The following is a 26477-nucleotide window of genomic DNA, read 5'->3' on the forward strand; positions in this document are numbered from 1 at the left end:
TTGCAAAAGGTTATGGCAATTCAAAATTGTAAAGACCCGCAATGAGATTGAGTCTTAATCCCCATCTCCGACGGCGGTTACGATATCGACTGGATAATATACGAAATCTTTTGAGCATTCTGAATACCATCTCAATGATGATTCTTTGAGCTGCTAAGAGCTGATTCTTCTGTTTCTGCTCCGCACCTTTAGGCTTCTTGTGAGGAGTGTGACTCCGCTGATGTCGCTTGTGTAGACCTTGATATCCGGCATCGGCAAGGCAGAGTTGTCCCTGCTGAAAATGCACTCTACTCTTTTTGAGTAGTTTGAAGTCATGGGTGCTACCTTTCTCACAGTCACAACAGATAATCTGTGCCTACTGCCAAGCAATAACTATTTGAGCTTTAAGGGAATGATGCTTCTTTTTCTCTGAGTAGTAAAGACGTTGTTTTTTGGGGCTTTTCAATCGCCTGTTCTGTGGCATCCATCACCACTACTGTTAGAGATAACTCTTCTGAACCATGGAGCTGTTTCATGCCGGGTAAGTGGCAATCGGTTTCTTTGATGAGTGTATTCTCTGTTTTTTGCACCATGCGACAAACTGTTGATTCATGAATGCCCCATGATTGAACGATAGGAAAATAAGTGCGATATTCCCTCGGATATTCCAAGGTGAAGAGTAGCTGATTTTCCAGGGATAAAACACTGGGACGACCGGGTTTTTGCTTTGCTTTAGCTTCTGCTAGGACTTCTACCAGACGATTGAAGGTCTGAAGTTTAACTCCACAGGCTCTCCTGAATTGTTCTGTCGATAAATGTTGGAGCTGTTCGTAAGTCAGCATTTCTATCGCTATGACTCTGATACTTTCCTCTTTTTTACCTACTCTCGCTTCTTTTGCAAGAGGTCAATTGATGCCACTAGTATCAATGAAACTAATGCCTATGCATTGGCCATAACAGTGGCGCCAATAGATGCACAGCGATACTAATGTTGAAGGTATCCATTCCACAAAACTTGATAACTCACTGCTCTGGGAAAGGCTCGTCGCCAGTGATGACGCACATTGATGAGATAGAAATACTTGAAGTGACGATAATGAGATTGATCAAAAGCAATCAGTATCGTCATTATCTCTCTTAGAGGTTGTCTGAAAAGGGTCTGACTGTAACTTTTGTCATTATGAGCCTGACGAAAAAAGAGGTTGTCTGAAAAGGGTCTGACTGTAACTTTTGTCATTATGAGCCTGACGAAAAAATAGGAATTTCAGAGGATTTTCTTTGTGGAATCACCTACATGTCTATGCTCAAAATATACTTTTCAGACATCCTCTTAAACTCAGACTTCTGGGGCGACGCCGCTGTCTTTGTTTTGAGGCCAGTAATTGTTGTTGCCATTGAGGTTCGAAGACTTGGCAGAAATCATCAATGGAATAAAACAAAGGTTCTAGACTGGTTATGTGAGAAGGTAGTGAACTGCTTATCAACTTCCATAATATGCACTTTTTCCTTTTTCTTTCTTATCCCGAAATCACGTTTTGTTAGGAAGTGCAGATGGAGTAACCTTTGAAGCTTTTATCAATCAGAAGTTAGTGCCCATAATGTGGGAAGGAACCTATGTGGTGATGGACAATTGTTCGATTCATTTGGGTGAATCAGTCCATGAACTGATTGAGGCAGTGGGAGCCAAGTTAATCTACCTTCCTCCCTATTCCCCAGACTTTTCGCCAATTGAAAACTGTTGGTCAAAGTTCAAGGGCACATTAAGGGGTATCGAGGCAAGAACTTATCCAGACTTAGCTCAAACGATTAATGTCGCTTTTTCTGAGATTACCCTTGATGACATTCGAGCTTGGTTTACTCATTTTAAAAGGATGTCCCATAGCTGACCGAAGTGTGGCCAACAGCACATCATCAAAAACGGCTTTGTCAAAAAGCGGCAACGATTTAAATGCAAAGACTGTAACTATAGCAGTGATCAAAAGGGTCAAGAAGTTTCTGTACGCAGAGTCATATTCGTGGCATCTCTGAGGGATGGACTATGTCTGGATTGCTTCCGAATACAACTTTTTAGCCAAGATCAGCATTGTGCAATCTTGTTTAAGTCTTGGTGAATAGGGAGGCAGATACCACACCTCACACTTCGCCTTTGCCAGGATTTCTGCAACCCTTCCTCCCTTATGGAAAGTGGCATTATCCAAAATCAATATCTGATTGGGCTTTAATTCCGGTAGCAAACAGTTCTCTAACCACACCTCAAACGCATGGCGGTTACAAGAGCTTTCCACAATAAAAGGTGCAAACAGTTAAACAGTTTGCCTGGACTCCATACTGACCATCTCGCTCATCCATTCCCGACTCATCACAGTAGATGATTTGTTTTAATCTATAGCAGTGGTCATTTAGTTTGATATGTCATGTGAACCTCAATCCTGAGCCTGTCTGCAAAACCATTATGAAGTGTCTTAATCTATCTGGCGACTTCTATAGAAAAAATCGGGTTTATTCGCGAGAAAGGCGTTAAAGAGAATTGGCAATGGTACGACAAGTCTTATGACCGTCTTATTATAGCAGGCAAGGAGTGGGTTAAGACAGAATAGGATAGAAGCAATAAACATAGATGCCATGCCTGCTCCCCATAGTCTTGATTTACGCCTAAAAGCTGTTGCCGCCTTCGATAAAGGTGAACGAAAAAGTGATATCTGTCGCTTCTTTGGTATTAGCCGAAATACGCTAGACCTGTGGCTGAAACAACGAGAGAAAATCGGTTCAGTCGCTCCGAAGACAGATTACCGTCGAGGCCCTCAACCGAAGATTAATGATCTAGATGCTTTTCGTGCTTTTGCAGAGGAATATGGGCATCTAACCCAGAAGGAAATGGCGGAGAAATGGCCAGAGTCTATTAGTGATGCATCCAGACGTGAAGCTCTACGGAAAATTGAATTTACTCGAAAAAAAAGACCTATCGATATCAAGAGAGAGATAAAGAATTAGAAAAAGCATTTGTGGCACAACTGAAGCAGTATGTCCAAGAACGACTCGTATATATCGATGAAAGTGGATTTGATAATACCTTAGATTATGGGTATGGCTACTGCCATAAGTCAGAGAGGTTTATCGCAGAGAAGTTAGGTCATCGTACAGAACGAGTTAGCGTGATTGGAGGATGGCGAGAGGGAGAGCAGATAGCACCGATGGTATTTGAGGGCTATGCCAACAGCGCCTTAGTTTGCCAATGGGTAGAGGATTGCTTAGTGCCAGAGTTGATTCCGGGTCAAATTATTATTCTGGATAATGCCAGTGTTCATCCAAAGGAAAGAATACAAACATTGGTGGCGAAGGCAGGATGTGAAGTGATATTTTTGCCACCCTACTCACCACACCTGAACAAGATAGAGAAGTTTTGGGGGAGGTTAAAGAAGGAGGTAAGTAAGCTCATCAAGAAGACTGAGGATTTGTTCGATGCCATCAGAATAGCCTTCTGTTCTATGTCCTAACCTTCTCCTTCGCTGCTATATTATTAGCTGAAGGGTGAGCTGACTAATACGACCTAAAATTTGCAATAAAAAAGGCGATCGCCATGGATCGCCAATAATAAGAAAAATAGATTTAGTTGTGAAGAACTCAGCTAAAAAATCAATTAGCTAGCTTCAGTGGGAACGAGATCGAGATAAGCATCGAAGTCAGACACAGCATTGCGATATTCAAAATTCGTAACCGCAGCATTGTTGTCCTTAGCCGCAGCATCAAGACGATCTAAGTGAGCAAAAATCTCATCAACGAGTTCTTGGGCTTGAGCCTTATCGCTGGGAAGAAGTGTATTTGCAAGGTAGGTTAAATCACGGCGCAAGAAACCAAAAGGTCCGTGAATGTAAGTGCGAGTGTCGATCCAGTTATCATCTTGAACAAATTCGCCAAGGGTATTCATACCTTCGCGAGCTTCGTCAACTGGGATCAAGAACATCTCAATTTGGGAGAGGCGATCGGGGGTGTAGGTGTCAGGAACTGTCACCGAAGGGCTAGAGCAACTGACGAGGAAAGTGGTGATAACCACTAACAGCAAGGATAAAACAGACCGTAGGCGTAACATCATGGTGATATGTGTAAAGCTCTTTAACGTATCAGGGGGTTTAAATTTGACCTCATCATCTCATAAATAGGGGTGAGAGAAAGGTTTTGGCAGTGTGAGATTTAATTTTTCTTTTTCTATATGCAGTTAACCTGCAAGAAATTTGCTTAATTCTGGGGCGATCGCCTCGGCGAAATGCTCTTGAGGATAATGTTTAGCCTCGTCGAGGGAAACCCATTTGTGGGAGGTTTCAGACTTCACCCAATTTTTTAACCCATCATTATCTAGCCAAGCATCTTCCATACCCCAGAGAAATAACGTTGGTTCTGTGCGCGCTTTTAATTTTTCGGAGAGTTCTGGTAATACAGTTTTTAGATCCAGTTTTTTTGTAACGGCCATCAGCGCCCGCCCAGCAGCTGAAGTCGTCAAGAATGGTTTGCGGTAAACGTCTAAATTGCCATCACTAATCACAAAGCCACTACCACCTTCAAGCGTGCGATCAACAAGTAACGGATCCTGGGTCAACATATCCCCAACAAATGGAATCGTCCATTGCTTCATTTTGAAAGGCACTTTGCTTCCCGGTAACACAGGACTATTTAAAATCACGAGGCGATCGCACAACTCTGGATAATTTTGTGCAAATAAAATCCCGATATGCCCTAAGTACCCTTGGACAACCAAATGACAACGTTCGATCTCAATCGCGTTCAAAAAATCTTTTAGCGCTGTTTGCAACGCTTCGGCTGTGTAATCAAATTCCCTAGTACTGGGAAAACTCGAAAACCCTGATCCGATCCAGTCCGGTGCAACACAATAAAAATTCGCGGCTTCTAACTTTGTCATCACCTCACACCAACTGAAACTTTGGGAGGGCAAACCATGCAAAAAGACGATGGGCAAACGCTTTTCAACTTTCGTTTTTGTCTCGCGATAAAACCATTCCAGACCGTTGACCGTTATCTTTTTTTCGAGCAATTTCATTGATTTTTCGAGTTCCTCACAGCATTGGGTCTCAATATAGTAATGCGCGATATAGCCGTAGATTATGCTTTTCTCTGAAAAAAATAGGAAATACTGCGGACAACTAAAGCGCTTTGACTGTTTAGATTCTTGCTTTTAAGTGATATCTTTTGAGTAATTTCATTAATAACCACCGTGGCAAATAGTGGACGCTAAATTTTCTCCCGCAAATACCATAATCAAGCCGACAGGCAATCAACTACTTGGTCTTTTAACTGCTTTATTGATTGGATTGTCCTTCGCTGTAACAACTTTTGACGCCTCGGCAGGTATTCCATTATGGATCCTGCTCATGGTCTCTGCGGCGATCGCCAGTGCCTTAGGTGTCTGGGTTGTACCGCTGTTACAACGACTAAAAACAGGACAAATCATTAGGGAAGAAGGACCTCAAGCCCACCTCAGAAAAGCTGGCACACCGACAATGGGTGGTCTAATTTTTCTCCCGGTTGGTATCGTTGCAGGTCTAGTTTTTTCTGGGTTTAATTTTGAGGCAATCGCCGTCGCATTGGTCACGGCAGCCTATGGCCTCATCGGTTGGGTTGATGATTGGCAAGTTTTAAGGTTGAAATCAAATAAAGGTATTTCCCCCAAAACAAAACTCGTTCTACAAATTGCTGTAGCTATTGCCTTCTGCGTGTGGTTGGCTTTTACCCGACCCGATTTAACAACCATTGAATTCTTTGCAGGTTTAAGTTTGCCCCTCGGATTTATCTTTTGGGCATTGGCTGGCTTTGCGATGGTTGCAGAGAGCAATGCCACAAATTTAACGGACGGTGTTGATGGTCTCGCGGGTGGTACCGGGGCGATCGCCCTCCTCGGCATGGGACTTTTGGTATTACCTGAACACCCTGCCCTAACAGTATTTTGCGCCTGCATGAGTGGTGCTTGTCTTGGTTTTATTGTCCACAACCGTAACCCAGCAAAAGTCTTTATGGGTGATACCGGCTCCCTTGCCCTTGGTGGGGCGATCGCCTCAGTTGGTATTCTCGGCGGCAATGTATGGGGGCTCTTTATTATTAGCGGCATTTTCTGCATCGAAGCTATTTCCGTTATCGCTCAAGTCAGCTATTACAAAGCCACAAAAGATGAGACAGGCAAAGGTAAGCGTCTCCTGAAAATGGCACCCATCCACCACCATTTCGAACTGAGTGGTTGGGCAGAGACTCAAATTGTTGGGACGTTTTATATCATCAGTACCTTGCTCGTTGTACTGAGCTTTTTCATCACCTAAAAACATAAATTAGAAGACCACAAGCTAAAATCATACTGATCCCCTGTGGCTATGTAGCTTCTCCATGACTCTCATCACCCCGATTGCCAAAGTAGAACGCAAAGAAACCGGTCGTACAGTCGGCAAAGGAGCAAGACCCTGGACCATTATGTTGATGGTTAGTCTTGCACTGATTGGAGGGATGGGATCTCGCCTCGCCTTTTTACAACTCGTTCAAGGCAAAGAACTCCAAAAAGTTGCCCGAGAAAATAGCGTCCGTTTAGCACCAAAACCCCCAGTTCGCGGCAATATCTTTGACCGAAACGGGAAAATTTTAGCCACGACTAAATTAGCTCATTCTGCGTATCTGTGGCCCCTTGCCCGCACCAAACCAAACTGGGAAGCTACGCGGGATCTCCTCGGCCAACTCATTGGCATGACTCCCGATGAGATTGAAACGTTTCTCGACGAACATAACGTTTATTCCACAGAACCGATTCCCATCGCCCGTAATCTCACCGATGCACAGATTACGGCCATTGAAGAATTTCACTCCCAGCTAGATGGTGTCGAAGTTATTATCGAACCCATTCGCGATTATCCCGAAGGCAATGCGGCATCCCATGTCCTCGGCTATACCCGCGAACTGACCCCCGAAGACTACGACAAATACAAAGATCAAGGCTATCGACTTCAGGACTATATCGGCAAGCTTGGCTTAGAATCCGCCCTAGAAACTGAATTGCGCGGTAAATGGGGTGGACAAGAAATTCAAGTAGATCGTGATGGTCGCTTCGTGAAAATTTTAGGGGAACGTCCAGCTGAGGCAGGTCAAGATTTAACGCTAACGATTGATCTCGATCTGCAAAAAGTCGCGCAACAAGTACTCGGAGAACGTAAAGGTGCAATTGTCGCCCTAGATCCTCGCAACGGTGAAGTCTTAGCAATGGCAAGCTTCCCTGGCTTTGACCCTAATATTTTTTCGCGACGCATTTCTCCTGAGGAATGGGCAGAGGTTACGGCTCAGGGAGATCCGTTTATTAATCGTGCCATTCGAGGTTTTCCTCCAGCTTCAACCTACAAAGTCGTCACGGCGATCGCCGGCATGGAGTCAGGGAAATACCCGGCAAACACAGTCTTACAAACGACTCCTTATCTCGCAGCGGCGGGGGTCCGGTTCTATGAATGGAACAAAGCAGGTTTTGGGATGGCTGGCTATGTGCGCTCAATGCAATGGAGTAGTAACACCTTCTATGGGCAAGTTGGTCGTGGCGTTAAAGGTGAAACATTAATTCATTGGTCGCGGCAATTGGGTTTTGGATCGCTGTCTGGGATTGAGTTGGAAGAGGAAACACCGGGATTAATTCCTGATAATGACTGGACAAATGAAAGGCTTGATCGTGATTGGAATGTTGGTGATACAGTCAATATGTCCATTGGCCAGGGTTTAACTTTAGCAACACCATTACAAATTGCGCGGATGTTTGCGGTGCCTGCAAATGGGGGCTATTTAGTGACGCCCCACTTGGTGCAAAGAGAAGATATTCCCAAAGAAGATTTACAGCTAAAAAAATCGACAGTTGAGACGCTCCAGAAGGGTTTACGAGCTGTGGTCAACGGCGGTACAGGTAAAGTAATGAATGCATCAGGTATCCCACCTTCCGCAGGGAAAAGTGGTACCGCTGAAGCACCACCCAGGGAAAACCACGCATGGTTTGGTGCCTATGCCCCTCACGATAATCCTGAAATTGTAATTGTGGCTTTCGCGGAGCACTCTGGTGGTGGTGGTGGTTCTGTGGCAGGGCCAATGGTACGTGATGTGATGAAGGCTTATTTCTCTCTCAAAGATGAACGAGCCAAACCGCCAGAGTCATCTGAGGAAGCTCAATCTCCCGAATAATAAAATATTGAAATCGTTTGATTGAATAAACTTTGCGGGCGATCGCCTCTTTGTGGGAAACCTAGGTTTTCGTTGTCGGATTTCTCTACTGTCGCTTAGGTACAGCAAAAAAATAGAATAGACATAAGCTCAAGGCTCAGGGTCATACTGATTTTTGGGCAATATTGAACGTTATTTCTATATTTTGGCGATGCAACCCAATAATCCTAATCAATTTACGGAAAAAGCTTGGCAGGCGATCGCCCAAACTCCGGACATCGCCAAACATAACCAACAGCAGCAACTCGAAAGTGAACATCTCATGCAAGCATTGCTCGAACAGGGTGGCCTTGCAAAGAGTATTTTTACGAAAGCTGAAATCTCATTACCTCGTTTGCGTGATCGCACAGATTCATTTATCACAACCCAACCTAAAATCTCGAAACCTAGTGAGTCAGTCTATTTAGGGCGCAGCTTAGATACCCTTTTAGACCGAGCTGATAACCACAAAAAATCTTTCGGCGATGAGTTTATTTCCGTTGAGCACTTAATCTTGAGCTATGCGCGGGATGACCGTTTCGGTAAGAAGATTTACCAAGAGTTCGGCTTAACGGAAAATAAATTAAAGGAAATAATCAAGCAAATCCGAGGCAATCAAAAGGTGACCGACCAAAATCCAGAAGGCAAATATGAATCCCTTGAGAAATATGGTCGTGACCTCACCGAACTTGCACGTAATGGTAAGTTAGACCCTGTAATTGGTCGGGATGATGAGATTCGTCGCACTATTCAGATTTTGTCCCGTAGAACCAAAAATAATCCTGTTTTAATCGGTGAACCTGGTGTCGGTAAGACGGCGATCGCCGAAGGATTAGCGCAACGAATCGTGAATCGTGATGTGCCGGAGTCTCTCAAGGATCGGACGTTAATTGCGTTGGATATGGGGTCGCTAATTGCGGGCGCAAAATATCGTGGTGAATTTGAAGAACGTCTCAAAGCAGTTCTCAAAGAAGTCACTGATTCCGAAGGTCAAGTCATTCTCTTTATCGACGAAATCCATACCGTTGTGGGCGCTGGTGCGACCCAAGGGGCAATGGATGCAGGTAATTTGCTCAAGCCGATGTTGGCGCGGGGCGAACTCCGTTGTATCGGTGCGACAACTCTTGATGAATACCGCAAATATATTGAAAAAGATGCGGCTCTCGAACGTCGTTTCCAGTCGGTCATGATCAACGAACCCACAGTCATCGATACCATTTCGATTTTGCGAGGTTTAAAGGAACGCTATGAATTGCACCATGGCGTAAAAATTGCAGATACGGCATTAGTGGCCGCGGCGATGTTGTCTAACCGTTATATTAGCGATCGCTTTTTACCCGACAAAGCCATTGATTTAGTCGATGAATCTGCCGCCAAACTAAAGATGGAAATCACCTCCAAGCCTGAGGAATTAGACGAAATTGATCGCAAAATTCTTCAGCTCAAGATGGAACAAATTTCCCTCAAAAAGGAAAGTGATGCGGCCTCAGTTGAGCGGTTGGCGAAGCTGGAAAAAGAACTCGCAGATCTCCAAGAAGACCAATCTCATCTCAATGCTCAATGGCAATCTGAGAAAGAAGTCATCGATAAAATTCGTCATATCAAAGAGGAGATTGACGCGACAAATCTCGAAATTGAGCAGGCAGAACGGGGTTATGACCTCAACAAAGCGGCTGAATTACGTTATGGCAAATTAGCTCAACTTCAACAGCAAGTTAAAGATATCGAGGCTAAACTCTCAGAACAGCAAGTTAGTGGTGATTCTTTACTGCGAGAAGAGGTTTTAGAGTCGGATATCGCTGAAATTATTTCGAAGTGGACTGGCATTCCCATCAGTAAACTCATTGAATCTGAAAAAGAAAAACTACTCCATCTCGAAGATGAATTGCATCAACGAGTGATTGGTCAGGAAGAAGCGGTTACTGCTGTTTCTGAAGCGATTCAGCGATCGCGCGCCGGATTAGCAGATCCCAATCGTCCTACCGCAAGTTTCATTTTCCTTGGTCCCACAGGTGTCGGTAAAACTGAGTTGGCAAAGGCTTTGGCGCAATTCCTCTTTGATACGGAGGAAGCATTGGTGCGCATCGACATGTCTGAATACATGGAGAAGCACGCCGTTTCTCGTCTGATGGGAGCGCCTCCGGGATATGTCGGCTATGAGGAAGGTGGTCAACTTACCGAAGCCATTCGTCGCCGTCCTTATTCGGTCATCCTGTTTGACGAAATTGAAAAAGCCCATGCCGATGTTTTTAACGTGATGCTCCAAATCCTCGATGATGGTCGCCTCACGGATTCGCAGGGCCGCACGGTGGACTTTAAAAATACTGTGATTATTATGACCAGTAATATCGGCTCGAATTTTATTCTCGATGTGGCAGGGGATGACTCTCGCTATGAGGAAATGCGATCGCGGGTAATGGAGGCAATGACCGCAAGTTTCCGCCCAGAATTTCTCAACCGAATTGATGAGCTGATTATTTTCCACGGTCTCAAAAAAGATCAACTTCGGGAAATTGTGAAATTACAAATCAATGGCCTTGCAGGACGACTCGCCGAACAAAAACTTGGTATTGAATTATCGGACGAAGCCTACAATTTTGTTGCAGACATTGGTTATGACCCAGTCTATGGAGCTAGACCATTAAAACGCGCTGTCCAAAAATATGTTGAAACGGCGATCGCCAAAGGCATTCTGAAAGGCGAATTTGTTTCAGGCGAAACCATCAAAGTCCATGTCAAAGACGAACGATTAACATTTACTAAATGAGGATAGGGTGATCACAAAGTACCTTTAAGATCCAGAGAGCAAAACATGCATTGTCGTGGATTAATTTCAAATACTTATTAGATCAAGAGAGTAAGTCTCTGAATACTTTAATCTGCTGAAGACATATATTTTTGCACTCTTTTCTCTTTGAGAAAATCCTTTGAATAATAGGGTCTCAACATTTCATGCCCAATAAAATATCGGCTGTGCTACTTACCTTCCTCGCTTCCCTGTCTCTAGGTGTATCTAGTCCTAAAGCCCAGGCCCGTGAAGCAACCAATGAGCAATCGCCGAATACCAGCATCAATCAGCTCGACCCTGCAATCCAGAAAAAATGGTTAAGTCAATCAATATCATCTGTTTCTCTGACAGGGAATACCTTAACAACAGCCGAGGTGGTTAAAGTTGCGAATGGAGCACAGGTCACATTCAATGATGCAGCCTTAGACAGAGTGCGTCGTTCCCATGAAATCTTACTATTAGCGGCGACTAGTGGGCATAAAATTTATGGATTGACGGCAGGGGTTGGTTTAAATAAAGACCAAGCTTTTGTGAATGCCAGTGGTGGCTTGACGGAAGAAGTCATCGAAGTCTCCCGTGTGTTTAATCGCAATCTAATTTACGCGCATAGTGCAGGGGTTGGCCCGGAAATGGAACTGGAACTTGTGCGAGCAATTATGGTGACGCGACTCAATGCCATGCTGTTTGGAGCAACAGGGGTACAGCCGAAAGTCGTTGAACTATACCGCGATTTTCTCAATAACAACATTACGCCAGTCGTTCCATCTCGAGGTTCTGTTGGCGAGGCAGATATTACACTTATTACTCATATCGGGCTGGCAATGATGGGTGAAGGTGATGTTTATTTCCAAGGTCAAAAAATGCCCGCGAGTCAAGCTTTAATTCAGGTTGGAATTGAGCCATTAGTACCCTTTGGTAAAGATGCTCTGTCGATTCTCAGTTCAAATGCTTATTCTGCGGCACTTGGGGCGATCGCCATTGAAGAGCTAAAACATTTACTGGCCCTCAACAAATTACTGTTTTCGTTAAGTTTGGAAGCCTTAAACGGTAATATCGAACCATTTTTGCAAGATGCCCACATTATTAGACCGTTTCCCCATGTCAATGCGGCTGCCAAAGATATACGAACAATTCTAGACGGGAGTTATTTATGGCTGCCCTCTGAAGAAAGAGCCTTACAGGATCCATTGAGTTATCGTACTGGAGCTTACACTTTAGGAGCTGTCGAGAATACTTTAGCTGAGTTGGAAAGCCAGTTAAAGATTCAGCTTAATTCTTCTGATGATAATCCAGCCATTGTTTTAGATGTTGTGCCTCCATCAGACCAACTCGAAGAAGCAACGCTCTATGTCAACGAGGGTGATCTGCAAGGTGCACTCATTCCCACCGCGAATTTTTCTCCGCTTCCTTGGGCCATCACTTTCCAAGAGGCGGCGATCGCCTTGAGTCATCTGTCGAATGCATCTGCCCAGAGAACAATTAAACTTGCGGATCCACACTTCACTCATCTCAGTCGTTTTCTCGGCACAGAGAATACATTTCATGCTTACGGAGCAATTCAAAAAGTCTTTGCTTCATTAGCAGCAGAGAACCAAGAATTAGCACAACCAGTGTCGATAGATTTGATTTCTATTGCAGGTAATATTGAAGATTTGAGCACCAATGCCCCTCGAGTTGTGCGCCGTGTGCGTGAGTCGATTGATAATCTCTACTACATCTTGAGCATTGAGATGATGCATACTGCTCAGGCTATTAATTTGAGAAGAGAAAAGAACCCCAATTTGGTTTTGTCAGATACCACCCAACAGTTTTTTGATGAGTATCGGCAAGTTGTTTCGTTTTTAGAGCATGATCGTTTTTTATCGCCTGATATTGAGGCTTCATACCTTTTCTTAAAAGATTATCCAACTGGTCAATTTTAGAGTTTGTGAATGATGCGGGTAATGGCAACTCTCCACAACGTCACCATAAATAAAAATGGCGATCGCCAAAGGTATTCTGAAAGGCGAATTTGTTTCAGGCGAAACGATCAAAGTCGACGTCAAAGATGAACGACTGACATTCCTGAAATAGAACTTGCACAAATATCACGGAAGGGGGAATCAAAAGTTTGGGTTCCCTTTTTCATATTGCATTGATGGAGAAACAGGCGATTGCCGCAAACATAACTAAGCACAAATTGATATTCGACCAAAAAGCATTAAATGAAACAAATATCGTTTGTGACACTTTGGAGACTGTACCACCCTTCCCTGGATTACGTAGGTATGACACCTAAACTCAAGACATACCAAAGGAAATGCATCTTACTTCTGCCATGTCTATCAACTCTGCGATCGCCGCCATCTACGCCGAAAAAATGGTCACTCCTCAAATGGAAGACTTTTTAAATCGGACAATCAAAGCCCGTCGCCTCACTTATCCAGAAAAGTATGAGCTACAAAGACTTGTCCATAAGATTCAGTCCGGTGAAGTTCTTCTTCTCTCTGCCCAGTAGGCGATCGCCAAAAGGATTTTCAAAAGTAAATTTGGTCTCAGCACAACCATGCAAGTTGAGAGCAAGGGTGAACGACTAACCTTTACAAAATAAATACGGCATGGGAGTTGAGCAAACAACCTCTTTTTTTATAGTTGAGAGACAACTAATTAAAAATGTATTCATGAAAGTCGTATATTACGTCGCCACTAGCTTAGATGGGTGCATCGCAGACGTTAATGAAAGCGTTGCTTGGCTCGAAAAACTCCACATCAATCAGGAAGCTAGCGACTATGACTCATTTTTTAGCACTGTCGATGCGCTCCTGATGGGTCGCAAGACCTATGACTTTGTTTACAACTACGGTTCATGGCCCTACGGCAACAAACCAACTTGGGTTTGTACTCGTCGAGAAGTACCACAGATGGATGGGTGTAATCTCCAAAACGAGCGTGAACCAATTACGGCAATCCAAAAAGCAAAAAATCTGGGCATGAAAAAAACCTGGGTCGTCGGAGGCGGAAATTTGGTGAGCACTCTACTCAAGGCAGAATTACTGACACATCTCAGCATTTCGGTAATGCCCATCATCCTTGGAGACGGAATTAAGCTAGTTGATTCTTTACCCTCGCATCTTTATCTCTGGCAAGAAAATTCCACCTCAATATCGGGATTCACTCAGATCGAATACCGAATAAAAAAACTTGAGTCTTAGTCAAATTGTTTAAATGCTCGCCACAAAACAGGCGATCGCCAAAGTCTCAAAAAAAGAATGCATTCTATATGACACTAAACAAATCGAGACAAAAAACAAATGCTCATATTTTCTAAGTAAATTCCCTCAATTTAATGTCGTAGGGGTAGCAATTGTGGATATTTAAAAGCCAATATGTCCAGAAGTTCGGATGCTATCCCCGAAGAAATGACTGTAATTGTAGGCCAGCTCAGAACGTAAGTTATATTGATGCATATTGCCTTCTGAACTTAGTAAACCTTAGGCTTATATAAATTCACGTTTTGGCGTACAAAGCACACCAAAACTGAACATAATCTGGATGATTTTGATAGCAGACTGGACTCTTTTTTCTCCTCGCGAATGACTAGCTCAACTAATCCTGCGACAAGCCTAAGCCTGCCGGGTTACACTCTCGGTGAAATGCTTTATCAGGGCGATCGCACGATAGTCTATCGGGCAACGGAGATAGAGACGAAAAAGCCAGTCATCATTAAAGTTCTCTCCAACCCCTACCCCACTTTTAACGAGCTGGTTCAGTTTAGAAATCAGTACACGATTACAAAAAATCTGAATATTTCCGGTATTGTTCAACCCCTAGACCTTGTCTCTTGGGGCAATGGCTACGCATTAATCATGGAGGATCTGGGATCTTTGTCCCTTCATCTCTATGAAAAGCAGTATTCCTTGGTTCTGGCCGAGGTTCTGGAGATTGCGATTCAACTAGCGGACATTCTGCACGCGCTTCATCAAGAGAATGTCATCCACAAAGATATTAAGCCAGCCAACATCCTCATTCATCCTGAGTCAAAACAAGTCAAACTTATTGATTTCAGTATTGCCTCGCTTCTGCCCAAGGAGACCCAGTCAATTCAAAGTCCCAAGGGTTTAGAAGGGACACTTGCCTATCTAGCTCCAGAACAAACCGGGCGGATGAATCGGGCGATCGATTACCGTGCTGACTTTTATGCTTTGGGGGTTACGCTCTATCAGCTATTGACCGGAACATTACCGTTTACTAGTGATGATCCGATGGAACTGATCCATTCTCACATTGCGCTATTACCGACAGCGGTGGATCAGGTCAAGCCTCAAGTGCCGTCAACGGTAGCTCGGATGGTCGAAAAATTGATGCAGAAAAATGCGGAAGACCGCTACCAAAGTGCTTTGGGACTCAAGCATGATCTTGAGGTGTGTTTGAGTCAGTGGCAGGACTCTCAAGAGATCAATGAATTTGAGTTGGGGCAACGGGATCTGGGCGATCGCTTCCTCATCCCCGAAAAACTGTACGGACGCGACAGCGAAGTCCAAACCCTACTAGATGCCTTTGATCGCGTTGCTAAGGGCAGCAGCGAAATGGTCTTGGTGTCGGGTCTTTCCGGTATCGGAAAAACTGCTGTCATTAACGAAGTTCAAAAGCCTATCGCGAAAAAGCGAGGGTATTTCATCAAAGGAAAATTTGATCAATTTAACCGCAATATTCCCTTCTCTGCATTTGTTCAAGCCTTCCGACAGTTAATCGGACAGTTGCTGGGAGAGTCTGATGCAGAATTGCAAGCATGGCAAAGGAAAATTCTCGCAACGTTAGGTGATAACGGGCAAATTCTCGTTGATGCTATTCCCGAATTAGAAAAGGTGATTGGGGCACAACCCGATGCACCCGAGTTATCTAGTACTGCCGCTCAGAATCGATTTAACCTGCTCTTTCAAAAGTTTATTGCGCTGTTCACAACTGCCAATCATCCCTTGACACTCTTTCTTGATGATTTACAGTGGGCGGACTCTGCATCCTTAAACTTGATTCGGATCTTGATGGGTGAAGGAGACAGAAAATATCTTTTGCTGCTCGGTGCTTATCGCAATAATGAAGTGTATCCTGCTCATCCCTTGATGTTGATGTTGAGGGAACTGGAAAAGGAACAGAATTCCATTTCGACGATTACGTTAACGCCGCTGCCGATTTCAGACGCTAATTGCTTAGTCGCCGAAACATTGAATTGCGCTTCGTCGCTAGCGCAACCACTCACAGAGTTGGTCTATCAAAAGACCCAGGGTAATCCCTTTTTTACCACTCAATTTTTGAAAGGGCTATATCAAGATGGATTAATTGCCTTCGATATCGATCTCGGTTATTGGGCATGTGATTTAGCACGAGTTCGAGAGGCCACTCTTACAGATAATGTCGTAGAGTTTATGGGCGATCGCCTACAGAGGCTTCCCCAAGAAACACAGGATATTTTGAAGTCGGCAGCTTGTATCGGTAATCAGTTCGATTTAAAAACCTTAGCCATTATTTGTGGAACCTCTTCTGAGGATATTGCCAGTCATCTTTGGAATGCTTTGCGAGCAGGGGTGATTTTGCCCCAAAGTGAAGCCTATAAGTTCTTCCAAGAATGGGCACAAGATGAGGAGAAAACAGATGATGTTTCTGTTGATTATCGATTCCTACACGACCGAATTCAACAGGCGGCTTATCAGCTCATCCCGGCAACGCAAAAACAGCAAGTCCACCGTCAAATTGGCCAACGCTTACTCAAAAGCAACTCTAACCTCCAAGAGTCCCCCCGTATTTTTGATATTGCCAATCATCTCAATCAAGCTCAGGATTTACTCAAAACCGCAGCGGAACGATGGCAATTGGTGCGCTTAAATCTACAGGCTGGGCAAGCCGCTAGGGCAGGAACCGCTTATCAAGCTGCTTTTGATTATTTGGCCGAGGGTTTAACGCTTCTATCTGACCAATGTTGGGAGGCAGACTATCCGCTCACCTTAGCCCTTTATCAAGAAGGGGCGATCGCCGCAGGGTTAGTAGGGGAATTTGAGTATTTAGATCAATGGTCGGGGGTTGCCCTTAAGCACACGCCTAACCTTTTAGATCGTATCCCTTTCTACGAAGCGCAGATTCAAGCTCTAGTAGCCCAAAAGCAACTCCCTGAGGCGATTCAGCTCGGAATTTCCACCTTAGAAAAATTAGGTTTATCTTTTCCTCAAACCCCGCAACCAGAGGACTTTCCCCAAGGGATTGCGGCGATCACCCAACAGGTGGGGGAGCGAGACATTGAAGACTTGTTGAGGCTGACCTCAATGAAAGATCCTCAGAGTCTGGCGATCTTAAGAATCTTATGGCGGCTTTCTGCGGTCTTAGTATTGGCGGCCCCGCAGCTCATGCCCTTCTGTATGTTTCAGGCAGTAGAGCTGTCCATCACAACAGGCAATTCGGTGTTGTCCGCCCCCGTCTATACAACCTACGGCATGATTCTTTGTGGCGCAGTAGGAGATGTCTCAACGGGGTATCGCTTCGGTCAGCTCGGTCTTCAGCTAGTTGAACAGTATCCAGAAGGTAAAGCTCTAAAACCCAAAACCCTTGTACGCTTCAATGCAGGAGTACGACATTGGCAAGACCCGCTCCACGACACCTTAGAGAGTTTAGCCGAGGGTTATCAACTGGCGCTAGAAGTAGGGGATCTTGAATCGGCTGCAATTTGTGCCGAGGTGTATGGCTATCATGCCTATTTTGCGGGACAAGAGTTGACGCAATTAGAATCCGTGCTGAAAACCTATAGCCAAGGGATTCAGCGCATTCAGCAACAAACAATGCTGATTTGGAATGAAGCCTGCCGTCAACAGGTCTTAAATTTGTTGGGTCAATCAGATAAACCCTGTTCATTGATGGGCGAAGCCTACGATGAGACGGTGAATTTGCCGTTACAACGTACCTATAAGGATGGTTTTGGCCTAGGCATGGTGCATCTCCATAAAGCAATGGCGTGCTACATCTTTGAGCGATCCACCGAAGCGATTGAACATCTCACCACAGCCGCACAATTTTTGCCTAGTTTTGCGTCTTTTGCCTCAGCTCCTGTCTTTCACTTTTACACTGCTCTTGCCCAGGTCGCAGTTTATCCCACAGCTCAGGATACCTTAGCCATAGACTTTTCAGAGTCCTTCGAAAAAAGTTATAAGAAACTCCAAGCCTTTGCTCGCCACGCCCCGACAAACCATCAACATAAGCTGGCGCTAGTCAAAGCTGAACGCTATCGCGTGTTAGGGCAACGTCATGATGCAGTGGATGCTTATCACCGGGCGATCGCCGCGGCCAAGGCTAACGAATATATCCAAGAAGAAGCATTAGCCAACGAACGTTTCGCAAAGTTCTATTTAGATTTGGGATGGGAAAAAGAAGCGGCTGTCTACATGCAAGAAGCTTACTATTGCTATGCCCAGTGGGGAGCTAAGGCGAAAACTGATGCTCTCGAAGCAAGTTATCCAAACCTATTACAGCCCATTCTGCAACAACGCCATCAGCCACTGAATCTGCTCGAAAATCTACGTTCTATTACCCGACCGCAACTCTCAATCCATGCCTCTAAAACGGCCAGCTATTCGTCAACTATGGGATTGAATCAAAGTCTTGATTTACTCTCTATTCTGAAGACTTCCCAAGCCTTATCGAAGCTGTTGGATTTTGAGGAGCTCCTCACCACATTGATCACAATTATTCTCCAGAATTCGGGTGGCGATCGCTGTGCTCTGATTTTGCAAAATCAGGATAAAACATGGGAGCTTCGCGCGATAGGAACCCCTGCAAAGATTCAGATCTATCACCTGCCGATGGATGATCATCCTGAGTTACCGTGCAAGTTGATTCAATATGTGAAAAATACCAAGGAAGTTATCACTATTGACGGACTTGAGACGGATTTACCATTGGTCGATGATTATTTGCAGGTCCATCAACCCCAGAGTATTGTTTGTTCCCCCATTCTCTATCACAAACAGCTGAAGGGAGTTTTGTACGTCAGTAATCAATCAGCTCGAGGCGTTTTTGGAAGCGATCGCCTCTCAATCCTTGATTTTATTTGCACTCAAGCGGCAATTTCCCTTGAAAATTCTCGTCTGTTCGAGCAACAGAAACAGGCTGAAGCTCGACTCCAACAAAATAATGCTTTTCTAGAAGCCCAGCGAGAGTCTTCCTTTAATGGAATTTTAGTGACAGACACCAGCCGCCAGATTAGTGCCTTTAACCAAAGATTTCTCGATATTTGGCGTATTCCCTCAGAAATTTCTCAAACAAAAGAGGAGGATCAACTCCTCAGGTTCGTATTGTCTCAGCTGGTGGCTCCTCAAGAGTTTCTGGATAAAGTCAACTATCTGTATCAAGAGTCTGAGGTCGTTGGTTACGATGAAATCTCGCTAAAAGATGGTCGAATATTAGAACGAATTTCTAATCCTGTCCGATTATCTTCAGGGGAATATTGTGGGCGTATTTGGTCATTCCAAGATATTAGCGATCGCAAGCGCCTTGAGCAAGATCAACGTCGCCTCAACTCAATTCTGGAAGCTTCTTCGGATTATATTGCCTTGGCAGATGCTCAAGGGCAATTAATCTGGCTGAATCAAGAATTCAGAACGCTATTTCCGGAGCGAACACCAGAGACTGTCCAGAACTTTACAATCCCTGATCTTCATCCCCAGTGGGTTAATGACATTATCTTCAAGACAGGTTTGCCCATCGCAATTGAACGAGGAACTTGGTTAGAAGAACTAGCGGTACTCAATGCCGCGGGAGAAGAAATCCCTGTCTCTTTGCTGATCATTGCCCATAAATCTGAGCAAGGGGAAGTGAAATATTTCTCGGCAATTATGCGAAACATTAGTCAGCAGAAACAGAATCAACAAGCACTGATCGAAAAATCACAGGCTCTTGAAGCTGCCTTGCAAGATCTTACTCAGGCACAACTGCAAATAGTGCAAAGTGAGAAGATGTCGGCTTTGGGAAATCTCGTGGCAGGGATTGCTCATGAAATCAACAATCCGGTGGGTTGCATTGTTGGGAATGTCGGTGCAGCTCAAGACTATATTGAAGATTTACTCAGTTTGATTGATCTTTATGCTCAAGAATTTCCGAATCCGGGGGAATTCATTGAGGAGCACTTGGAAGAGATTGATTTGGAATTTGTGCGGGAGGATCTACCCAAATTAATTCGGGCGATGAAAGATGGTGGTGATCGCATCAAGTCCATCAGTCGAAGTTTACGTGTCTTCTCCCGCGCCGATACGGAAACAAAACAACGCTTTAATCTCCATGAAGGACTAGATAGTACAGTTCTGATCTTGCGTCACAGACTCAAAGCAAACGGGCAGCGTCCAGCCATTGAAGTGGTCACGGAGTACGGTGATATCCCTGAAGTCGCTTGTTTTCCGGGTCAGCTCAATCAAGTGTTTATGAATATTTTGGCGAATGCAATTGATGTCTTTGATGAGGAAAACCAAGGAAAAAGCTATCAGGAGATAGAACAATCTCCGAATCAGATTACGATTCAAACCTCAGTGGTAAATGGGCAAGTGCAAATTCAAATCAAAGACAATGGTAATGGTATGGAAGCACAAACAATAGAACGGATTTTTGAGCAGGGCTTTACGACAAAAGAAGTGGGAAAAGGAACTGGACTAGGAATGGCGATCGCCCATCAAATTGTTGTCGAAACCCACGGTGGCAGCCTAGAAGCACAGTCTGAAATCGGCCAAGGTTCTACATTCTGTATTCGATTACCTCTCTAATCTGCCGAAAAATATTATTGAGAGGCAGGCGATCGCCCGACGTCAATTAGGCGGTGGGGTAAAGGCTTTTTTGCAGTGGCTGTGACCTCATATAGATCGATGAGCTGTTTCTTGCCACGAGGTTTCAGCTGATCAAGTAAATGCCATTGGACGGAAATTTCCGAGGTGAGATGTTCGCGGGTTTGGCCACTGACAATCATGTCGCAGTTATACGTTTTAGTCAGCTCTTCGAGACGAGAAGCTGTATTCACCACATCACCAATCACAGTCGAATCCATCCGAGAAGACGCCCCCACAGTCCCAATCACAGCTAACCCTGTATGAATGCCAATGCCCATGCGAATTGGTTTAGTCAGCAAAGAATCTTGATAAGTTTCATTGAGAAGTTGCAAATTTTCTGCCATCATCAACGCAGCAAAAATAGCATCCTCTGCATGGTGACCGTCTCGGTCAAACACAGCCATAATTGCATCGCCCAGAAACTTATCGATAAAGCCATTGTGTCGGGAAATGGCCTCATTCATATGCTCAAAAAATCCATTGAGCCATGCAAATGTCTGTTTCGGATCTTGGCCTTCGGCGATCGCCGTAAACTCTCGAATATCACAAAAGAGAATGGTCAGCTCTTCCTCGCGAGCATTGCCCACTTTAATCGAGTCGACTCCCTCCGGCGCAATGCGTTGTAGAAATTGCTCAGGTACAAATAGCCGAAACTTTTCCGTTAAATTCTCACTAATATTCCGCGCTGCATCCAGCTGCTGTTGAGCATTTTGTTGCAATTGGCGCTGTCGCATCTCTTGAAGCTTGAGGAGATTGCGCAACTTTGACAACAGCATTTTGCTATTAATCGGCTTCGTCAAATAATCATCCGACATCATCTCGATGCCTTTTAGACGAGATTCGTCATCATCCAAAGCCGTTAAAAAAATTACTGGAATCGTACTATAGGCCTCATTTTCGCGGAGATATCCACACACATCAAAACCATTCATCCCTGGCATCATCACATCGAGCAAAATGATGTCTGGTGATTCACATTCCACCGCAGCTAAAGCTTCCAGCCCAGATTGAGCCGCATGGGTTCGATATCCCTCCCCGGCTAATAGCTCTTCTAAAAAGAACAGATTATTCGGTTCGTCGTCTACCAGCAAAATGTACGGTCTGGATTGGTTCGTGGCCATAGAGAGGATACGTTACGGTAGCAAAAAATTTGGACGACACACTCTGCAATATGCACTTGGCGGCGAATCTCTGTGATCTCAAGCACAGTTTATCTTGATCTCAGACCCTTTGATTCTACCTATATTCACCGTTATTTTTGTTGAACAGGGGCATTTTTCTGAATTTGGCGATCGCCTCCAATACATTTGACAGTGCTACCCTAAAACAAATCATCCCTTACCGCTGCAACAAAGGTTTCCCAATGGTTCAAGCTCCTTTGAAAACAACCCCGATCAAAACATTGGCTCAGCTTGCTATCCAACGCATCAAAGAGCTTGGCTGTGAATATGGCGAAATTCGGTTATGCACCTATCGTCGCCAAAACCTCTGGGCACAAGATCTATCCCTTAAACGCCTCAGCGATAATGAAAGCTCAGGATTTGGGATTCGGGTATTGTGGCAAGGATCATGGGGTTTTGCGGCGAGCCATCGTAAAACACCACAAGAAATTGAACGGGTTGCGCAACTTGCAGTAGAAATTGCGAAGGGTAGTCACCTCAGTCAACGGGAACCCGTACGTCTTGTGCCCGTGCCAGCTTACCAAGACCGTTATGAAACGCCGATAGAACTCAATCCTTTCGACATTCCCCTCACTGACAAAACCGAATTACTGCTTGATGTCAGCAGTAAGTTACTCGCCCAAGATGACATCATCAAAAAAGCCTATGCCTATCTAGGGTTCACTCAGGAAGATAAGCTCTTTGCCTCAACGGAAGGCTCACTAATTGAGCAGAGAATTTATCGCAGTGGCGGCGGCATGGGTTGTAGCGCAGTAGCGAAGGGTGATGCCCAAGGCCGAAAGTTTGAGCGATCGCCTCTCAATAAAGGTTATGAGCATATCCAGCCAGATTTGTTTTATGCCAATTTAGAGCGCATTGCGGCAGAAGCCATTGAAAAAGTTCATGCCCCAGAAGTCCCCAATGGCAAAGCGACCCTCGTCCTTAAACCTAGCCATTTGTGGTTACCGATCCACGAATCTGTCGGTCATCCCACCGAACTAGATCGCGTCTATGGCTATGAGGCGAATTTTGCAGGTACCAGTTTTGCGACAACCGAAAAGCTCAATAATTTTCAGTACGCTGCTCCCTGCGTTAATTTCAAAGCTGACCGCACCCAGACGGGTGGCCGCAGCACCCTCGGCTATGACGACGAAGGCGTTAAAGCAGAAGATTGGTACGTCGTTAAAGATGGCATTCTCGTGGACTACCTCACTGACCGCGAAACGGCCTATCGGCTCGGCAGAGAAAGCAGTAATGGTTGCGCCTATGCCGACAACTGGGCCAGTGTTCCAATGGTGAGAATTCCAAATCTTGGCCTCGAAGCAGGAAAAGAAGGGGGCGATCGCACCGCGACTCTAGACGAAATGATTGCCAACACCAAAGATGGCTACCTCATCGATGGGGACGATACCTTTTCCATCGATCAACAACGTCGCAATTTCCAATTCGGAGGAGATGCCGTATGGCGAATTAAAGACGGCCAATTGGCAGGCATGGTCAAAAATCTTACTTATCAGAGCATGACCACCGATTTTTGGAATAGCGTCACAGCGATCGGCACAGAAGCAGAAAGAGAACAACGCGGCACTTCTTTCTGCGGCAAAGGTGAACCCATGCAAATTGCCCAAATGACTCATGCCTGCCCACCAATCCAGGTGCAAAACATTAGAATTGGGCGTTAGACTACTTCCCACAATTATGGTAAAGCTTCAAAAAAGCGGTGTATTTACGGCAGTTCTAGACTCTTCTTTTTGAGAAGGCTAGTATAAACACGCAGACAAAGGCATCCAAATAATATATTCTTTACAGATTTCATAAAAATCATACGTATATTTCACAAACTTAACAAAAACTTCAAAATTGATTTTCGTAGCTTATAACAGGATTTGAAGCCAAATTAAGGGTGACACAAGTATGTTCAGCAGATTTTTGTCTAATGAGATTACGTACTTCCATGGCGCAAACTATGGTGTCGTAACAGAGTCAATTGCGCTACATCAACCCGGTTTGATTTTGTTTGATGGCAGATATTATCCAGCAGAATTATTTAAGCCTCTACAGATTGAACTAAAAGTCGGGACTTATGTTTTGGTGTTGGGAACGAGGGGGTGCCGTCTTGTGGTGGAGAAAGATAAAGCAATTCATGGGCATAAAGACAATGAAGAATAATTCATCGTCTATTGCTCCTAATAAAATCTAAGATCTCGCTATCCAACATTAAAGGTTGCCAAATCGCTGCTTCAGAAGCTATGTCTAAGTCAGTCAGCAGTTTGGCAGCTTTGATATAGACAGTCATTTAGTATTAAAGCGCTATTCTAATTTGACACCACGAATCGAGAAATCGAGTAGCTCCATCGGATGCCATAGCTGAATATCTTTACCTTGTTTTTTGAGATGTTTTTTAATCTGTAGGCTACATCCAGGATTTGGGGAAACAATCGCCTGTGCGCCTGTTTTGGCAAGATTTCTTGCTTTGCGATCGCCCAACTCATCCGCAATTTCAGGCTGCAACAGATTAAACACGCCAGCGCTACCACAACATAATGTGTGTTCCTCTGATTCACAGAGCTGAACATTCGGGATTTGTCGGAGCAGATCTCGGGGTTGCACGGAAATTTTTTGGCCATGGAGCAAGTGACAAGCATCTTGATATGCAACAGGAAAAGAGCCTGTTGTTACTGGCGATAGCTCGGCAGTTAAACCAACTTCAACGAGAAATTCCTGTACATCTCGTACTTTTGAGGCAAATTCTTTAGCTTTTTCGGCGTATGCAGGATCGTCTCTAAGAATTCGGCCATATTCTTTGAGTGTATGGCCACAGCCTGCGGCGTTGATAATAATGTAATCAACATTTTGATCAGCAAAGCTATCGATCATCTGACGGGCGATCGCTTGAGCTTGCTCATCTTGGCCTTGGTGAGCTGGCAATGCGCCACAACAGCCTTGACTCGTTGGAATCACCACCTCGCAACCATTAGCAGTCAAAACTCGTGCTGTTGCCTCATTCACTGGCGAGAAAAATAACCGTTGCACACATCCTAAAATCATCCCCACTCGGTATCGCTGCGCTCCCTGAGCAGAAATAACGGCAGGTAAATTTTGTTTTGCTTTGGCGAGATTCACCTTAGGCAAAATCATTTCCATCGCCTCTAATCTTGCTGAAATTTTGAGGAAACCCAACTTTCGAACAAGCCACTGCAACCCAGAATTTTGGTAAAACCACAGCAGCGGCAACAATAACTGCAATCTCGCCGGATAGGGAAATAAATTAAAAATTAGCCATCTAAAGAGGCGATCGCCCCAAGATCGTTGATAATTTCGTTCAATCTGTGATCGCATCGAGGCCAACAGTTCGTCATAGCTTACCCCCGATGGACAGGCCGACGTACAAGCTAGACATCCCAAACAACTATCAAAATGCTTTACCGTGGCTGCATTAATCTCCGCATCCCCCTTGGCGATCGCATCCATGAGATAAATCCGACCACGAGGAGAATCCATCTCCGACCCCAACACCCGATAACTGGGGCAAGTATCCAAACAAAACCCACAATGCACACAACTATCAATCTCCTTTTGCTCTGGAGGATGCATCACATCAAAGCCAGTTTCAGTTGCTTGGGGTTCAGAAAGGGTCATAGCTCGCAGTAATAGGTATTTAGTCACTATAAAAGTTTGTGACCCCAATAAAAAACCTCCCATCCCTGAGAGGCCGAAGCTTAATTAAATCGTAATAAATGCAACCATCCTCATCAGCTCTCAGCTAGCATTTGCCGAGGAAGAATGGCTCTCTAATTATTTGTGGGGAAACGCATAGCCCACACCGAATACAACACCAATATCAGTATTGTCTTCAGCGAAACCAGCATTGACGCTGACATTACCGACCCAGTTTTTCGCAAAACGATAGTCAACACCAGTAGTTAAGAGAAAATCTGTATCTTCATTGCTACCAGTGTCAAACGCGACGCCACCACCGATGTAAGGTGTAAACGGATTTTCGACAAAGGGGTCACGGCCACGTAGGGGAAAATCATAGGTAATAGGAACGTTAATCGTCGTGTCGTCACCAATGATTACGCTAGGACGGAGAGAGATATTTTTGGTGAGGGCAGCTTTACTAATAACAGTAAAGCCAGTATCTGCAACACCTTGGTCTTCATCACTGAGACCAATATTTGCGCCAACGCCAATATAGCTATATTTTCCAGTAGCGCTAATTTCAGGGTAACGGTCGCTACCTTGGGCAATTGTGATGGGTTCGCTAGTCAGAGCAGAAGCGGTTACTTGAGTTTGAGTGTCTGTGGGAACGGAAAATTCGGAAACTTGCTGTGCCTGGGCGGGCATCACACTGATTGTTGCTAAGGCGATCACCGCCACGGGAAGAATGCTTGTAATACTTTTCATTTGACGAATAACTCCTCTAAAACACAAAAAAGATTCGTTCTCCTGTTGTTGACGCAGGCGGATCTAGTTCTGTGCCAATTGTATCGGTAGAGTTGT

16 protein-coding genes and 3 pseudogenes are annotated in these 26477 nt (G+C 44.7%); 11 read left to right on the forward strand and 8 right to left on the reverse strand.

Going from position 1 to position 26477, the window contains the following annotated elements; genetic code table 11:
• Positions 1-10 precede the first annotated feature (10 nt).
• Both LEPTO7376_RS23610 and LEPTO7376_RS28705 read right to left on the reverse strand, forming a co-directional pair.
• Positions 11-821: pseudogene (locus LEPTO7376_RS23610) on the reverse strand (IS5 family transposase).
• A gap of 143 nt (positions 822-964) precedes the next feature.
• Positions 965-1108, reverse strand: coding sequence for a hypothetical protein (locus LEPTO7376_RS28705; protein ID WP_315861522.1), 144 nt, complete (start codon positions 1106-1108; stop codon positions 965-967).
• Positions 1109-1514: 406 nt separating this feature from the next.
• On the opposite strand from LEPTO7376_RS28705, the gene LEPTO7376_RS13470 reads away from it, so the two are divergent.
• On the forward strand, positions 1515-1865 hold the full coding sequence (locus LEPTO7376_RS13470; RefSeq protein ID WP_071880692.1) for a transposase: 351 nt from the start codon (positions 1515-1517) through the stop codon (positions 1863-1865).
• Positions 1866-1963: 98 nt separating this feature from the next.
• Here the strand turns inward: LEPTO7376_RS13470 and LEPTO7376_RS13475 are convergent.
• Positions 1964-2282, reverse strand: a pseudogene (locus LEPTO7376_RS13475) (transposase); the annotation flags it as partial.
• A 319-nt stretch (positions 2283-2601) separates the two neighbouring features.
• Between LEPTO7376_RS13475 and LEPTO7376_RS29105 the strand changes: the two are divergent.
• Positions 2602-3473, forward strand: a pseudogene (locus LEPTO7376_RS29105) (IS630 family transposase).
• 143 nt (positions 3474-3616) lie between these two features.
• Here LEPTO7376_RS29105 and psbQ read toward each other — a convergent pair.
• Positions 3617-4069: a photosystem II protein PsbQ gene (gene psbQ / locus LEPTO7376_RS13490; protein ID WP_015134723.1), complete on the reverse strand. Its 453-nt coding sequence runs from the start codon at positions 4067-4069 to the stop codon at positions 3617-3619.
• A gap of 123 nt (positions 4070-4192) precedes the next feature.
• Positions 4193-5029: an alpha/beta fold hydrolase gene (locus tag LEPTO7376_RS13495; RefSeq protein WP_015134724.1), complete on the reverse strand. Its 837-nt coding sequence runs from the start codon at positions 5027-5029 to the stop codon at positions 4193-4195.
• 184 nt (positions 5030-5213) lie between these two features.
• On the opposite strand from LEPTO7376_RS13495, the gene mraY reads away from it, so the two are divergent.
• The 7 genes from mraY to LEPTO7376_RS13530 all read left to right on the forward strand — a co-directional run bounded on the left by mraY (position 5214) and on the right by LEPTO7376_RS13530 (position 20754).
• On the forward strand, positions 5214-6299 hold the full coding sequence (mraY, locus tag LEPTO7376_RS13500) for a phospho-N-acetylmuramoyl-pentapeptide-transferase (protein ID WP_015134725.1): 1086 nt from the start codon (positions 5214-5216) through the stop codon (positions 6297-6299).
• Positions 6300-6363: 64 nt separating this feature from the next.
• Positions 6364-8178: a penicillin-binding protein 2 gene (gene mrdA, locus LEPTO7376_RS13505; protein ID WP_015134726.1), complete on the forward strand. Its 1815-nt coding sequence runs from the start codon at positions 6364-6366 to the stop codon at positions 8176-8178.
• A 190-nt stretch (positions 8179-8368) separates the two neighbouring features.
• Entirely contained in the window at positions 8369-10963 is a 2595-nt protein-coding gene (clpB, locus tag LEPTO7376_RS13510; RefSeq protein WP_015134727.1) for an ATP-dependent chaperone ClpB, read from the forward strand.
• A gap of 185 nt (positions 10964-11148) precedes the next feature.
• Positions 11149-12906, forward strand: coding sequence for a histidine ammonia-lyase (gene hutH, locus LEPTO7376_RS13515; RefSeq protein ID WP_015134728.1), 1758 nt, complete (start codon positions 11149-11151; stop codon positions 12904-12906).
• A gap of 395 nt (positions 12907-13301) precedes the next feature.
• Positions 13302-13481 carry a hypothetical protein gene (locus tag LEPTO7376_RS13520; RefSeq protein WP_015134729.1) on the forward strand — a complete coding sequence of 60 codons (180 nt, stop codon included), beginning with the start codon at positions 13302-13304 and terminating at the stop codon, positions 13479-13481.
• Positions 13482-13644: 163 nt separating this feature from the next.
• Positions 13645-14175 carry a dihydrofolate reductase family protein gene (locus LEPTO7376_RS13525; protein ID WP_160148458.1) on the forward strand — a complete coding sequence of 177 codons (531 nt, stop codon included), beginning with the start codon at positions 13645-13647 and terminating at the stop codon, positions 14173-14175.
• A gap of 381 nt (positions 14176-14556) precedes the next feature.
• Positions 14557-20754, forward strand: coding sequence for an AAA family ATPase (locus tag LEPTO7376_RS13530; RefSeq protein ID WP_015134732.1), 6198 nt, complete (start codon positions 14557-14559; stop codon positions 20752-20754).
• 14 nt (positions 20755-20768) lie between these two features.
• Here the strand turns inward: LEPTO7376_RS13530 and LEPTO7376_RS13535 are convergent, their stop codons facing one another.
• Positions 20769-21935 (reverse strand): response regulator, encoded by a 1167-nt coding sequence (locus LEPTO7376_RS13535; RefSeq protein ID WP_015134733.1) that lies wholly within the window; start codon positions 21933-21935, stop codon positions 20769-20771.
• A 140-nt stretch (positions 21936-22075) separates the two neighbouring features.
• Here LEPTO7376_RS13535 and LEPTO7376_RS13540 point away from each other — a divergent pair, with 140 nt between their 5' ends.
• A complete protein-coding gene (locus LEPTO7376_RS13540; protein ID WP_264308897.1) occupies positions 22076-23656 on the forward strand; it encodes a TldD/PmbA family protein in 1581 nt (526 codons plus the stop codon).
• A gap of 247 nt (positions 23657-23903) precedes the next feature.
• On the forward strand, positions 23904-24143 hold the full coding sequence (locus LEPTO7376_RS13545; protein WP_216700243.1) for an NfeD family protein: 240 nt from the start codon (positions 23904-23906) through the stop codon (positions 24141-24143).
• A gap of 141 nt (positions 24144-24284) precedes the next feature.
• On the opposite strand, the gene LEPTO7376_RS13550 is transcribed toward LEPTO7376_RS13545, so the two are convergent.
• Together LEPTO7376_RS13550 and LEPTO7376_RS13555 are read right to left on the reverse strand one after the other, a co-directional pair.
• The gene (locus LEPTO7376_RS13550) at positions 24285-25613 is read right to left on the reverse strand and encodes a (Fe-S)-binding protein (RefSeq protein WP_041763611.1); all 1329 of its coding nucleotides are present in this window, start codon (positions 25611-25613) and stop codon (positions 24285-24287) included.
• A gap of 156 nt (positions 25614-25769) precedes the next feature.
• Positions 25770-26381, reverse strand: coding sequence for an outer membrane beta-barrel protein (locus tag LEPTO7376_RS13555; protein ID WP_015134737.1), 612 nt, complete (start codon positions 26379-26381; stop codon positions 25770-25772).
• Positions 26382-26477 lie beyond the last annotated feature (96 nt).

The sequence above is a fragment of the [Leptolyngbya] sp. PCC 7376 genome, from assembly GCF_000316605.1.
GTDB lineage: Bacteria > Cyanobacteriota > Cyanobacteriia > Cyanobacteriales > MRBY01 > MRBY01.